8 protein-coding genes are annotated in these 13,385 nt (G+C 74.6%); 1 reads left to right on the forward strand and 7 read right to left on the reverse strand.

Annotation, left to right across the window (positions count from 1 at the left end):
- Positions 1-146: 146 nt before the first annotated feature.
- From AC3CHW_RS26580 to AC3CHW_RS26600, 5 genes are all read right to left on the reverse strand, one after another.
- Positions 147-2,117, reverse strand: a complete 1,971-nt coding sequence (locus tag AC3CHW_RS26580; RefSeq protein ID WP_488468159.1) for a hypothetical protein — start codon at positions 2,115-2,117, stop codon at positions 147-149.
- Between the two features lie 84 nt (positions 2,118-2,201).
- Complete coding sequence (locus AC3CHW_RS26585) at positions 2,202-5,375, reverse strand: alpha-N-acetylglucosaminidase (protein ID WP_488468160.1); 3,174 nt, start codon at positions 5,373-5,375, stop codon at positions 2,202-2,204.
- Positions 5,376-5,470: 95 nt separating this feature from the next.
- Positions 5,471-6,118: a LuxR C-terminal-related transcriptional regulator gene (locus AC3CHW_RS26590; protein WP_387589065.1), complete on the reverse strand. Its 648-nt coding sequence runs from the start codon at positions 6,116-6,118 to the stop codon at positions 5,471-5,473.
- 160 nt (positions 6,119-6,278) lie between these two features.
- Positions 6,279-7,106, reverse strand: a complete 828-nt coding sequence (locus tag AC3CHW_RS26595) for an RluA family pseudouridine synthase (RefSeq protein WP_398607840.1) — start codon at positions 7,104-7,106, stop codon at positions 6,279-6,281.
- Between the two features lie 178 nt (positions 7,107-7,284).
- Positions 7,285-8,565 (reverse strand): sensor histidine kinase, encoded by a 1,281-nt coding sequence (locus AC3CHW_RS26600; protein ID WP_488468161.1) that lies wholly within the window; start codon positions 8,563-8,565, stop codon positions 7,285-7,287.
- A gap of 237 nt (positions 8,566-8,802) precedes the next feature.
- Here AC3CHW_RS26600 and AC3CHW_RS26605 point away from each other — a divergent pair, with 237 nt between their 5' ends.
- The gene (locus tag AC3CHW_RS26605) at positions 8,803-11,163 is read left to right on the forward strand and encodes an MMPL family transporter (RefSeq protein ID WP_488468162.1); all 2,361 of its coding nucleotides are present in this window, start codon (positions 8,803-8,805) and stop codon (positions 11,161-11,163) included.
- A 188-nt stretch (positions 11,164-11,351) separates the two neighbouring features.
- On the opposite strand, the gene AC3CHW_RS26610 is transcribed toward AC3CHW_RS26605, so the two are convergent.
- On the reverse strand, positions 11,352-11,891 hold the full coding sequence (locus tag AC3CHW_RS26610) for a hypothetical protein (protein ID WP_488468163.1): 540 nt from the start codon (positions 11,889-11,891) through the stop codon (positions 11,352-11,354).
- Between the two features lie 55 nt (positions 11,892-11,946).
- Positions 11,947-12,639 (reverse strand): winged helix-turn-helix domain-containing protein, encoded by a 693-nt coding sequence (locus tag AC3CHW_RS26615; RefSeq protein ID WP_232543992.1) that lies wholly within the window; start codon positions 12,637-12,639, stop codon positions 11,947-11,949.
- Between the last annotated feature and the right edge of the window lie 746 nt (positions 12,640-13,385).

Consider the following 13,385-nt stretch of genomic DNA (forward strand, 5'->3'; position numbering starts at 1 on the left):
CCCCTGCCATCCCGCCTCCGCCGCCCGGTCCCGCCCGGCCCCTTCGCGAGCCCGCCGACCCGCCGCCCCCACGCGAACTGGCCCGGTCCCGGGGGTGAGCCGGGACCGGGCGGGCGGTCAGGCGTGGGGTGGGGTGGGGCGGGCGGTCAGCGCAGCGCCGTGAGGCGCTCGCCGCTCGCCAGGGTCGCGCTGAGGTCGGGGCGGGTGCCGGGCTCGGTGGGCAGGGCCAGCAGGTTGCCCGGGGTCGAGCCGGTCATCTCGCCGCTCAACGTGATCGAGGTGACCTCGGAGTCGCCCGCGGCCAGCACGTACCACTGGCCGGCCGGGGACTTCCACAGCACCCCGGACAGCACGTGCGGGGCGCGTGGCCCGCACGCCGCCGAGTCCTCCGCGCGGGCGGCGGCCGTGTCCGGCGCGTCGGGGCGGCGCGCGGGCAGTTGGAGTTGGGCCAGCGTCCTGGCGCCCGCGCCGCGCCACGTCTCCGCCCTGGTGCACACCCAGGCGGCGTTGCCCGCGGCCTCCGGGAGCGGCTGGCTGGCGAACTGCCAGGCGTTCACGCTGCGCACGCCGGCCCCGCGGAGCGCCGGGAGGTGGCAGGCGGTGCGGGCGAGGTCGCGCAGCGCCTCCGCGCCCGTCGCGTCGGTGCCGGTGGTGCCGGAGGTGCCGGCGGTGCTGGGCGACCCGTACGTCAGCCGGGCCGGCACCAACTCCCCGAGGTCCGTGGCCAGGTGCGGGCCGAGCTGCAGGGCCGGCCAGGAGGTGCACTCCCTGGCCTCGGCGGGGCTGCGCACCGGGGCGGTCACCCCGTCGGCGCCGCGCGTGACGGGCCGCGCGTCGTCCTGCGGCGCCAGCAGGTTCCGCACCGCGACCGAGCGCACCCAGGGAGCCGTCAGGTAGCGCACGTTGCCGTCGACGCGGCCGAGGACCAGGGCCGTCGCCGACGCCTGGTCGGCCGCGTCGGCGCGCCCGAGGTCGAGCAGCGCGCCGCCGCCGTCGCCGCTCCCGGCCTCCGCGTACCTGACCACCCGCAGCCCGTCGTGGAAGAGCACCACGGCGTCCTGGTCCACGGTGCCGGCGAACAGCAACTGGGGCGGCCCGGCGGGCGGTCCGGGCAGCGTGCCGGGGGTGGCCGAGACCCGCACCGAGCCGCCGGGCCGCGCCCACACGGCCAGCGCCCGCCGCAGCAGTTCGCGGTCGCCGAGCCGGTCGCCGCGCGCGGGCCAGGTCGCGAAGTCGCGTCGACTGGCGGTGCGCCAGGCGTTCGGCTCGGCGCGGGTGAGACGGTTCGGGTCGAGCGCCGCGTCGGCCGCGGGGTTACGGGCGTAGGAGGGGGCCGCGGCGCCGTCCGGGCCCCAGCCGTCGCCGGGCATCCCGAGCAACACGGCGCACACCGCGAGGGCCGCCGCAGCCGCCAACGCGGCCCGGCCGTGCTGGCGGCGGCGCGCCAGGTCCGTCGGCCGGGCGCGCAGCGCGCACGGGTCGAACTCCGGCGAGTCCAGTCGCGGCCGGTCGGCGCCGTCGGCCCGGGGGACGCCGTCGGCCTCGGCGACGGCCGCGTCCGCGTCCGCCACGCCCGCCTCCGCGAGGACCCGGCGCAGCGCCGGCCCGTCGAGCCCGTCGAGGTCACGCAGCGCGAAGGCGGCCCGGCCGGGCCCGGAGAGGGAGGCGAGGGTCTGTTCCAGGGCCAGCGCGGCGGCCCCGCCGGAGCGGGGGGCCAGCCGCAGCCCCCACACCTGCGGCAGCAGCGGCGGCAGGGCGGCGCGGGGCGGCAACTCCCAGCGTCGCCGCGGTCGCGCGGCCTCGAGGGCGGCCCGCAGCACCCGCAGCCGCAGCGGCGCGTAGCCGCCGGCCGCCTCGCGCGCCGCGCGCTGCCCCGGCAGCCCGGCCGGGCGGGTCGCGACCGGCTCGTCGGCGGGTGTCGCGCCGCGCGGCAGGGCGCGTTGGGCCAGGGCGTGCGCCGTCAGCACGCGGCGGGTGCGGCCGAGGTCGGGCGGCAGGACGACGTAGCCGAGCCGCACCAGGTGCGGATAGTGCTCCGCGAGTGCGGCTTCGGCGACCTCCGGGTCGAGGGGGCCGGGGGGCTCGCTGGGGGGCGCTGTCGCCTGCTGCTGTTCCACGGCCCGTAGAACGAGCGAGGCAGGCGATGGTCACCTGCGCGGCAGGGTCGCGGGGCCCGCGCCGAGGGCCCCGCGACCCGTGGCCTATCGCGTCCGCCAGTCGGCGAAGTCGACCAGCCCGTGCGCCCCCGAGCCGCCGTGCGTGGCCGTCATGAACAGGCCCGCGTCCTGCTGGTCGGCGGCGCCGGGCACGCTCACCGTGCCCACCGTGCGCCAGGTGGTCCCGTCGTCCGTGGACAGCGCACCGGTGTACGCGCCGGACGGCTCGCGGGTCAGCCGCAGCAGGACGGGCGCCCGCACGCCGGTGACGCGCCGGTAGGTGTCCACGGTGCCGTCCCCGTTGGCGTCGTAGGAGAGCACGACGCCGTTGCCGGGCGTGACGGCCAGGTTGAGGAAGCCCGGGGAGCCGGCGGTGGACAGGTCGTCGCGGACGATGATGCCCGCGCGCGCCCACGGGCCGGTCGCCGGCTGCTGGGTCACGCGCACGCTCACCGCGCCGCCCGTGGCCAGCGACCGGGGCCGGTAGACCGCGCCGAACTCGGCCGTGGCCTTCCACAGGTCCCGGCCGCCGCCGGCGATGGCGTACCTGTCGCCCAGTTGGCCGAAGACCGCGTCGTTGGTGGTGACCGTGCGCAGCCCGGCCTCCAACGGGCCGGCGACGTGGAGGGTGCCCCGACGCACGTCGGTGATCCGGTCCTCGCCGCGCGGCCCGTAGGCCGTGCTCAGCTCGTACGGCAGCGGCTCCAGCGGCGCCGCCAGCGGCGTGCTCGGCGCCGTCACCCGCCACTGTGCGGTGGCGTGGCCGGCGGCCGGGACGCTGGGCACCGAGGTGGGGCCCTGCGGGGTGGCGTCCGGGCCGGTGAGGCGGAAGTCCACGCGGCCGGTGGGGGCCAGGCCGTTGATGTTGTGGAAGTCCACCGTCACCAGCGCGCTGCCGCCGGGTGCGAGCGCGGTCGGGTCGGCGCTGACTTCGATGGCGCCCTGGTACGGTGCGCGGGCCAGCACCTCGCGGACCCGGCTCGCGGTGCGGTACGCGTCGCGCGTCGGCCGCTGCGGGTAGCTCTTGCGCTCCCGGGTCCACGGCTCCTCGATGGCGTACCAGTCGAACGTCTTCGGCTCGCGGCCCTCTGCGAGCGCGTCCTCCAGCTCGTCCAGGTAGAGCTGCCACTGCGGCAGGTGGAAGTCGCCGATGAGCCCCTGCCAGTCGCGGTTGCCGTAGTTGGCGAGCCGGCCCGTGTCGGCGGTGGCGCGGTCGGCCCAGGTGGTGATCAACGCCCGCGCGGAGTGCTCCAGTTGGGCCTGTTCGGCCTCGCTGGACGCCATCCGCTTCGCGTCCTCGAGCCACGGGCCGAGCAGGAACCTGCGGTGCGCCGCCGACATCTCCTCGCTCAGCGCCATCAGCCGCAGCCACAGCCGGGACAGGGCGCGGAAGGCGGCCAGGTCGCCGCGCTGGTAGGCCGACTTGAGCTGGGGCTGCAACTGCCAGGAGCGGTTGGCCAGCACCTGTCGGCCCAGGTCCGTGATGTCGTGCCGGTAGGCGTCCGAGCCGCGCAGCGGGGGCCGCACGCCGAGCAGGGCGGCGAAGGCGGTGTCGAAGACGGCCAGGTCGAAGGCGGGCTCGCGGGTGGCGTAGTAGGTGCCCGAGCGGGCGCCGAGGTTGGGCCGCGCCGCGAAGATCGAGTCGTGCGGCCTCCCGTCGGCGCTGCTGATCTCGTACGCGCTCTCGCGCAGCGCGTCGAACGCCTCGTGGGCGTGCCGGTCCCGGCCGCCGTAGCGGGCGTCGGCGTACTCGCGGAACCAGGCCGTGCGGTCCACGGCCGCGTCCCGCCAGGCCAGCTCGCTGAAGAGTTCGAAGGCGGCCGGGTCGCGCTCGGCGGCCTCGGGCATGTACGCGGTGCCCACCAGCGCGCTGTCGGGTTTGTCCCGCCAGACGGTGAAACGATCCGCCCACATATGGGTCTTGGCGCCGATCGTGGTGCGCCCGCCGAAGTTGGGGATGGTGCCGAACGCGTACGGCGTGCCGCCCCAGTCCCGCTCGCGGTCGCCGATCCGCTCCAGGTCCGAGAGCCCGTCGACGACCAGCAGCCGGCTCTTGTCGACGGCGTCCAGCAGCTCCCGGCGCGGGTTCTCCTGCCAGCCGAGAATCACCCAGACGGCCTCCGGCCGGGCGGTGGCGAGCGCGTCCTGCACGGCGCGCGCCGCGTCGGCGACCGGCACGTCGCCCGGGTTGCCGCCCTCGTGCAGCAGGTCCATCTTGTAGCCGACGGCCGGCCCGAACAGTTCCTCCTGATGGCGGTAGAAGGAGGCGGCGACCCGCTCGAAGACGGGCGTGCGCGGGTCGAGCCACTCCGGGCGCGGCAGCCCGTTCCAGGTGCCCTGCTCGATGGTGCGCGCGCCGGGGTTGCGCTCGGCGAAGCCGCCCGGGACGGTGCCGAAGTAGCCCGGGAAGATCGGCGACATGCCCAGCTCGCGCAGCCGGTCCGCGATGCGCTGGCCCAGCGCGGTCCGCTTGGCCAGCAGCTCGGGGCTGACCGGGCCCGCGTACTCGCTCATGTTCTGGAGCATCCACCAGGGCTGGTGGGACGGGGCGGGCAGCCAGGTGCGCAGCTCGGCGTCGGAGTAGCCGAACTCCTGCAGGAAGCGGTGGTAGACCGCCTCCTGGCCCGCGGTGATCAGCACCTCGTTGCAGCCGTGCAGCGCGAGCAGGTCGATCATCCGCTCCCAGCGGTCCCAGTCGGCGTACGGCGCGGTGTAGCCGTCGTGGGTGTCGTTGAAGGCGAAGCGGTGCGGGAGGGCGGTGGAGCGGCGCAGCGGCTCGCGCGGGGCGGGCAGCCGTTCGGGCAGGTCGAGCTGGTTGCCCGACCACGACAGGTGCGCCCGGCAGGTGTACTTGAGGTACCAGTGCACGCCGGTGAGGATCACCGCCGGGCTGGTCCCGGCGACCTCGACGCGTCCGGTGGAGCCGGTGACGGTGAAGCGCTCGCGCCGGTCGCGGTCGTGCCGGCCGGCGGGCCGCCGCCCGGCGCCGCGGCCGGGGCCGTCGGCCAGCAGCCGCAGCCGGAACTGGTCCACGTGGTCGGGCAGCAGCCGGGCCAGGGCCGCGCGGGCCGGGGCCAGGGAGTACGGCTTGCCATCGCGGGCCGCGCCGGCACCGGCGTGCGGGGCGGCGCTCGCCCCGCTGCCGTGCGCGGCCAGCGCGGCGGTGACGCCGATGGCGCCGGCGGTGCCGAGGACGGTGCGTCTGGTCAGGTCACTCACGGATGCCCCCACGGTTCGTCAGGATCGGTGGACACATGCGAGGGCACCGTAACCGCTGCCAGACCCCGGGTCGAGACGCCTTGCGGCCGGTGTCGTCAGCCCCGGTCGAGGTAGGCGAGGACGGCCAGAACGCGCCGGTTGTCGTCGTCGGACGGCGGCAGGCCGAGCTTGCCGAAGATGTTCGAGGTGTGTTTGGCGACCGCCCGCTCGGTGACGAAGAGCTGCGCGGCGATGGCCGCGTTGGACCTGCCCTGCGCCATCAGCTCCATCACCTCCTTCTCACGGGGCGTCAGGTTGCCCATCGGCTTGTCCTGCGAGCGCCGGGTCAGCAGTTGCGAGATGACCTGCGGGTCCATCGCGGTGCCGCCGGCGGCCACCCGGCGTACCGCGTCGATGAACTGGTCGGCGTCGAAGACCCGGTCCTTGAGCAGGTAGCCGATGCCACCGCTGCCGTCGGCGAGCAACTCGCGCGCGTACAACTGCTCCACGTGCTGGGACAGGACGAGGACCGGCAGGCCCGGCTTCGCCCGGCGCGCGGCGAGCGCGCACTGGAGTCCCTCGTCGGTGAAGGACGGCGGCAGCCGCACGTCCACCACGGCCACGTCGGGCTCCAACTCGGCCAGCGCGCGCGTGAGTTCGGGCCCGGACTCCACCGCGGCGGCGATCTCGAAGTCGTACGCCTCCAACATCCGCACCAGACCGTCCCGGAGCAGGAAGAGGTCTTCGGCCACGACAGCGCGCACGGCGTACTCCAGCGAAGGGATCAGGTGCCGCCGGCGTTCCGGCGGCGGATGCCCTGGCACTCTACCGAGCGCGCCCCGCCCGCCCGCCACGGAGTGGGCGGTGCCAGGTGGGCGCGGGGCGCGGCCCGGCCGGCGTACGCGCCGGACGACCCGGCGCGGCTCAGGCGGAGGAGGAACCCGCCGCCGCGGGCCCCTCCAGCCAGGCAGCCGGCCCGCCCGCGGGCAACCGCTCCGCGACCGGCGTCCAGAAGTCGTCCCCCGGGTCGGCGGAGACCGTCACCCGCTCGCCCCCCGCCCACGTCGCGTCGAACGCCAGCCGCCACGAGTGCAGGCAGGTCCGCTCGCCGCGGGCGGCGGCCTGCTTGTCGAACAGCGGGTCGCCCACGATGGGGAACCCGATCCACGCCAGGTGCACCCGGATCTGGTGCCGGCGCCCGGTCACCGGCTCGATCGCCAGCAGCGTGTGCCGCTCGTCCGCCCACAGCCGGGTGAAGTGGGTGATCGACGGATACGTCTTGACGTGCGTGAACACCTTCTCGTCCGGCACCCGCCAGCAGCCGTGGGCGGTCTCCGTCGCCGCCGGCGCGTCGGTGGTGATGTCCTCGCGCTGCGCCCCCACCCGCACCCGGTTCTTGCGCCCCACGCTCAGCGGCATGTCGATGGTGCCGCGCTCCGGCAGCCCCCCGGGCCGCCCGTCGGTGGGCACCAGGGCCAGGTACGCCTTGTCCACCGTGCGCTTGTTGAACTGCCGGGTCACCTCGGACTGGATGCGCTGCTGCTTGGCGAAGAGCACGACGCCCGAGGTCGCCTTGTCGATCCGGTGGCACGGGATCAGCGTCTCGCCGACCTCCTCCGCCATCCGGACCAGGTCGCTCTCGTGCCGTTCGCCCATCACGGAGACGCCGGCGGGCTTGTTCACCACGAGGAACGCCGCGTCCTCCCGCACGATGGAACCCGCACGGTCCCGGATCTGGGTCCACTCGTTCATCTGCATCCATCTCAGGTCCCGGGCGCGGCGGTGCGCCAGCGCTCGGCCCATGCTCCCAAACCGCGCGGCAGGCGCGAAATCCAGCCGACCGAGCCCCCGGCGCGCCCACGGCCGCGGGCCGCGCCCGGTCACGCCCGGCGCGGCCCGACCGGGTCCCGTCCCCACCTCGCGGGCGGGCTCACGACCTGCGGGAGGGGGCGGGGTACGGGTCGCACGGGATCTCCATGGTCACCATGGTCGGCCCGCCCACCGGGCTGCTGACGGCCAGCACCCCGTCGAAGGCGCCGAGCCGCCGCTCGATGCCGGTCAGGCCCGTGCCGGCGGTGGTGTCCGCCCCACCCTGGCCGTTGTCGGTCACCGCGATCCGCAGCGTGCCGTCCGCGTGGTGCACGTCCAGCCACACCCGCTCGGCCCGCGCGTGCTTGGCCGCGTTCGTCAGCACCTCGCTGATCGCGAAGTACGCCGCCGACTCCACCGGCTCCTCGAACCGCCCGGGCAGCTCGACGTCCACCTCCACCGGCATCGCCATCCGCAGCGCCAGCGCCCGCACCGCGTCGCCGAGGCCGCGCTCGGCCAGCACCGGCGGGTGGATGCCACGGACCAGGTCGCGCAGCTCCGCCAGCGCCTCGGCCGAGTTCGCCCGGGCCATCGACAGCATCTTCTTCGCCTGCTGCGGGTCCTTCTCGATCAGAGCCTCGATGGTGCCCAGGCTCATGCCCATCGCCACCAGCCGGGCCTGCGCGCCGTCGTGCAGGTCGCGCTCGATGCGGCGCAGCTCGGCGGCGGAGGTGTCGACCGCGTCGTGCCGGGTCGCGGTCAGCCGCTCCACCCGGGCGGTGAGCGCCATCTGCGGGGTGGGCGCCAACAGGCCGCGGGCGACCAGGAAGTGGGCGCGCTGGAGCGCGGGGTTCACGAACACCGCGAGGACCAGGAAGCCGAGACCGAGCAGCGCCGCGAGGTTCGCCGTGGACTGCGAGGAGACCGGGATGAAGGCGTACCACTCGTTGCCGCCCGAGTTCACGATCGGCCGCCAGACGCCCGCCGCCAGCACCGAGCCGTAGATGCCGTACGGGATGAGGATGAACGAGAAGAGCGAGGTGACGTAGCCCGCCGTCATGTCGGTGAACAACCACAGCAGGTCCCGCCAGGTCGCCGGGTCCTTGAGCAGCAGCGTGCACCGCTCGACCAGGCCGGTGAAGCCGGGGCGCAGGTCGGGCGGGAAGGGCCGGTAGGGCACGGGGATCGTCACCCCCGCCCAGTCGCCCGCGATGCGCCGCCGCCAGTTGGCGAAGCCGCGCACGGCGGCCAGCACGTACGGGGTCGTGATCAGCCCGATGCCCAGCAGGATGAAGACGATCGACAGCACCGTCGCCACGAACAGGGTGATCGAGCCCGCGAGGGTGACGAACCCCAGCGCGAACCCCTGGGCGGATACGCGCAGCGCGTTGCGGACTCTCATGTGTGCCTCTCCCCGTCGTGGGCCGTACCGCCCGTACCTCGGGCACTGTCCAGTCTGGCCGCCCGACCATTGTGCGGCACTGGCCCCGGGCCCCGAGCCGGGGTGTACCTAGCACCACCCCGCCGACCTCGCCTTTTGCTTCTAGCGTTGGGTGCCTTGGCGGCTGGGGAGCGGACCTGGCGATTCCTAGGTTGAGGACGTGACTTATTCGGTCCTTACCTCAGGGGGAGAAACGCCATGAAGCAGAATCTCGCGGCCCGGCTCGGCGGGTGGAGCACCCGCCACCGCAAGACCGCGATCTTCGGCTGGCTGCTGTTCGTCGTGCTGCTCGCCGTCGTCGGTGGCGCGTCGGGCATGGTCGAGATGACCAATTCGGAGGACGGCGCGGGCGATTCGGTCAAGGCCGAGAAGATCCTGGAGGACGCCGGCCTGACCACCCCCGCGGGCGAGATGGTGATGGTGCGCAGCGCCGAGCCGGACGGCTGGCGCGCCGTCGCCGACCAGCTCGCCGCCGACATCGAGAAGACCGGAGAGGTCGACGACGTCAAGGACCCGGTCCGCTCCGACAGCGGGCGGGAGGGCCTGATCAGCTTCGCCATGAAGGGGGACGCGGACACCGCCGGCGACCGCGTCGACCCCGTCATGGACCTGGTGGACAAGGCGGCCATGTCCCACAAGGAACTGGAGGTCTACCAGTTCGGCGAAGCCAGCTCCGCCACCTGGCTGGACACGGTGCTCGGCGAGGACATGAAGAAGGCCGAGTTCACGGCCGTACCGCTGGCGCTCGGCATCCTCTTCGTCGTCTTCGGCGCCGCGGTCGCCGCGCTGCTCCCGGTGATCCTCGCGCTGACCGCCTGCGTCGCGACCTTCGGCGTGCTGGCGCTGGTCAGCCACCAGATGCACCTGACGCCCACTATCAACTCGGTGATGTTCCTGGTCGGTCTGGCCGTCGGCGTCGACTACTGCCTGTTCTACCTGCGCCGGGAGCGGGACGAGCGGGCCGCTGGCCGGGACGCGGAGACGGCGCTGCGCATCGCAGCGGCCACCAGCGGGCGCACCGTGCTGGTCTCCGGCTTCACGGTGATGGTCGCCATGGCCGGCATGTTCTTCTCCGGGCTGCTGCTGTTCAAGGGCTTCGCGGTGGCCACCATCGTGGTCGTCTTCATCGCCATGCTGGGCTCCGTGACGGTGCTGCCCGCGATGCTGTCCTGGCTGGGTGACCGGGTGAACAAGGGCCGGCTGCCGTTCCTGGGCCGCCGGGCCGAGCGTCGGGCCGCGCGGCCCGAGAAGGCCGGCCTCGTCACGGCGCTGATCAAGCCCGTCGTGGCCCGGCCGAAGGTGTTCGCCGTGCTGTCCGCCGTCGTGCTGGTGGCGCTCGGAGCGCCGGCCGTGGGCATGAAGACGGAGCAGCTCGGCCTGGAGAAGCAGTTCGGCAAGGACGCCGGCATCGCGGTCGCCTTCCGCGAGATCACCGACACCTTCCCCGGCGGCCCGTCCCCGGCCCAGGTGGTCATGGAAGCCGACGTGGCCGCGCCCGGCTTCGTCAACGCGGTGGCCGACTTCAGGAAGAAGGCCGCGGCGACCGGCGAGTTCGGCACCGTCGAGGTCGTCACCCACCCGGAGAAGGGCGTCGCGGAGATCGACGTACCGCTGGCCGGCAACGGCTCCGACGACGAGTCAAAGCACGCCCTGACCACCCTGCGCGAGGACGTCATCCCCAGCACGCTGGCCGACGCCACCGAGAAGGTGTACGTCACCGGTGACCTGGCCGGCTCGGTCGACTTCAACGAGCAGCTCAAGACGGGCATCGTGCCGGTCTTCCTGTTCATCATCGCCATGACCTTCGTGCTGATGCTGGTCTGCTTCCGCTCGGTGCCCATCGCGCTGGTGTCGATCGTGCTCAACCTGCTGTCGGTGGCCGCCGCGTACGGCGTGATGGTCGCGGTCTTCCAGCACGGCTGGGGCGCCGGAGCGCTCGGCATGGAGAGCGTCGGCGCGATCGAGTCCTGGATGCCGCTGTTCGTGCTGGTCATCCTGTTCGGCCTGTCGATGGACTACCACGTCTTCGTGGTTTCCCGCATCCGGGAGGCGCACGACCGTGGCCGCTCCACCCGGGCGGCGATCGTCGAGGGCGTCCAGGCCACCGCCGGTTCCATCTCGGGCGCCGCGGCGATCATGGTGGCCGTGTTCGCGGTCTTCGCGATGCTGTCCATGCAGGACATGCAGCAGATGGGCGTCGGCCTGGCCGTCGCGGTCCTGCTCGACGCGACCCTGGTCCGCATGGTGCTGCTGCCCTCGGTGATGTCGCTGCTCGGCGAGAAGAACTGGTACCTGCCCCGCTGGCTCGGCTGGCTCCCGCACTTCTCGCACGGCGAGGAGCCCGTCGAGCCCACCACCCGCCCGCTGGCCCACCAGCCCGCGATGGCCGCGGCCCCCGGCCCGTACGGCCAGCGGGCCGCCCACGGCCAGGACTTCGGCCGGGACTTCGGTCAGGGCCACCACTCCGGCTACGGCACCGGCCCCGGCCAGCGGCCCGGGAGCGGCCAGGGGTACGGCGGCCACGGCCGGCCGTACGACGACGGGGGGCGCCGCCCCTGACCCCGGCGGCCCGGCGGATGCCCCCGCCGGGCCACGGGTCCCCGGGCTTCGGGCCCGCGCCGGGGTCCGGCCCACACCACGCGCCGCCGCCGGACACGGAACCCCGTGTCCGGCGGCGGCGTACGCGCGCCCGGCGAACCGCGGCGCGAGCGAGCGGGCGGGCGGGCGACGGTTGGCGCCGCGCGCCGTCAGGCCGCCGCGACCACCGGCTCGACCCGCCGCGCGACGGCCTGCAACATCTCCAGCCGGACCAGCCCCGCGCCGCCCGCGCGGATCGCCAGCCAGTACGCCCCGAAGATCAGCCGGGACCGCTCATCCGTGCAGCGCACCCGGGTCTCGATGGTCATGAGGCTGCCGTCGCCGTCGGCGACCACCCGGGCCCCGGTGACGGTCTTGGCCCAGCCGGGCTCGGTGAAGTCGCAAAACGCCGCCGGGTCACCGTCCGGGACCGGGGCCACCTCGGGCCGCACGTACCAGAACTTGGCGATCTTCCCGCGCACCTCGGCCAGCTCGTCACGCGCCAACAGCGGCACCGGCGCCGTCTCCGACACCCGCCCGCTGAGCCGCAGCGTGCCCAGCGAGCGGATGCCGGTCAGCATCTGTGTGATGTGGAGTTCCTCGGCGGTCAGCTCCTGGAAGGCGCGCCAGGCCGTCGCGGGGTCGGCCGCGATCCGACGGCTGTAGACGGACCGGAAGTCGTGCTCGGGCATGAAGCGGTCGAGTTCCATACGGGCACGCTATACCGCGACCCGCGCCCGTGGAGGGCCGCCCGCGGTACGTGAGTTAGCCGATGGGCGCGTACTTGTAGCCGACCCGGCGCACGGTGACGATGGCCGCCCGGTGTTCCGCGCCCAGCTTGCGGCGCAGCCGGGCGATGTGGACGTCGACGGTCCGGCCGTCCCCGACGTGCCCGTAACCCCACACCGTGGTCACCAACTGGTCCCGGGTGTGCACCCGGTGCGGGTGCGCGACCAGGTGGGTCAGCAGCTCGAACTCCAGGTAGGTCAGGTCCAGCGGACGGCCGGCGACCTGGGCGGCGCGCTGCTCGGGGTCGATCTGGATCAGCGCGTCGCCGTGCGTGGCGGCGGCCGGCGCCGGCGCCACCGGGGCGGCCCCGGGTCGCCGGTCGGCGGGGACCAGGACCAGGTAGCCGACCATCGGCGGCTGCCCGGGCAGCGTCGGCAGGCTGTGCGCGGGAGCGGGCAGCCAGGTGGCGTCCGCGTGCAGCAGGTCCGCGACGGGCGGCAGTTCGTCGGGGGCCACCGCGCGCAGCCGCTGCCGGGGTGGCTGCGGGCGCGCCGCGCGCAGCGGCGTGGCGGCGGACGCGGCGGAGACGGGGGAGCCGGCGGCGCTGGGGGACAGGCGCGCGGCGGAGGGTGCCGAGGAGACGGACGAGACGGGAGAGACCGAAGCCACCGAGGAAACCGGAGAAGCGGAGGTGGCGGGCGAGGGGGACAACGAGCGTGCGTGGGTCATGAGAGGTCAGCTCTTTCGCGCAGAGGGCGTCATGGACGTCGTGCGCGCGGGCAGGGCTGGCGGCCGGAGAGCCGACGTCCGCGGGGGACGTCAGGCGTCAGCGCAGTGAGCGGGCCCGCGCGTCAGAGCGCGCGACAACACTCGCGGTCGAAGTGGTGCCCCTGGCGAGAAGGCCAAAACGGCTCAAGGTCGCTGCGACCTGTCGCGGTGCTGTGGAGGCTGGCCATGCCCCTATTGAAGCAGACAATCCGACGGGGGTCCCGGCTCGGTCGCAGGTCACATCCCCGCCCCGGCCCCGCCCGGCGCTCCGTGTACCGCACCGGGTGGCGCGCGCTGAGCGCGCCCCGGCCACCGCCCGGCCCGCTGGCGCCGCCCGGCTCACGCGGCGTCGGCCCCGCTAGCCCCGCCCGGCCCACGCGCGGCGCCGGCCTCCGCTCGCCCGGCCCGGCCGTCGGCGACGACGCGCGGATGCGGAGGGGACGGACCGGGTGCCGGCGAGGGAGTCGGTGGGGGCGTCGGCGCGGGGGAGCGGTTCCAAGGGGCGGACGGACGGTTCGGTGGTGGCGGTCGGGCCGTGACCACCGCAGCGTTTCGGACATGCCGACGCTGCGCCGGATCATGGAAGGCCGCAGTCCACATTTCCGTCGACGGATCGTCAAAACCCCGTCCCACCAGGCCGGACGGACGGTTAGCCACGATATGCGTTCGTGTCATGAACGTGTCGATCGTGGGCAAAGTTTCCCCTT

The sequence above is a fragment of the Streptomyces sp. MGP-BFMKR1 genome (genome assembly GCF_057766585.1).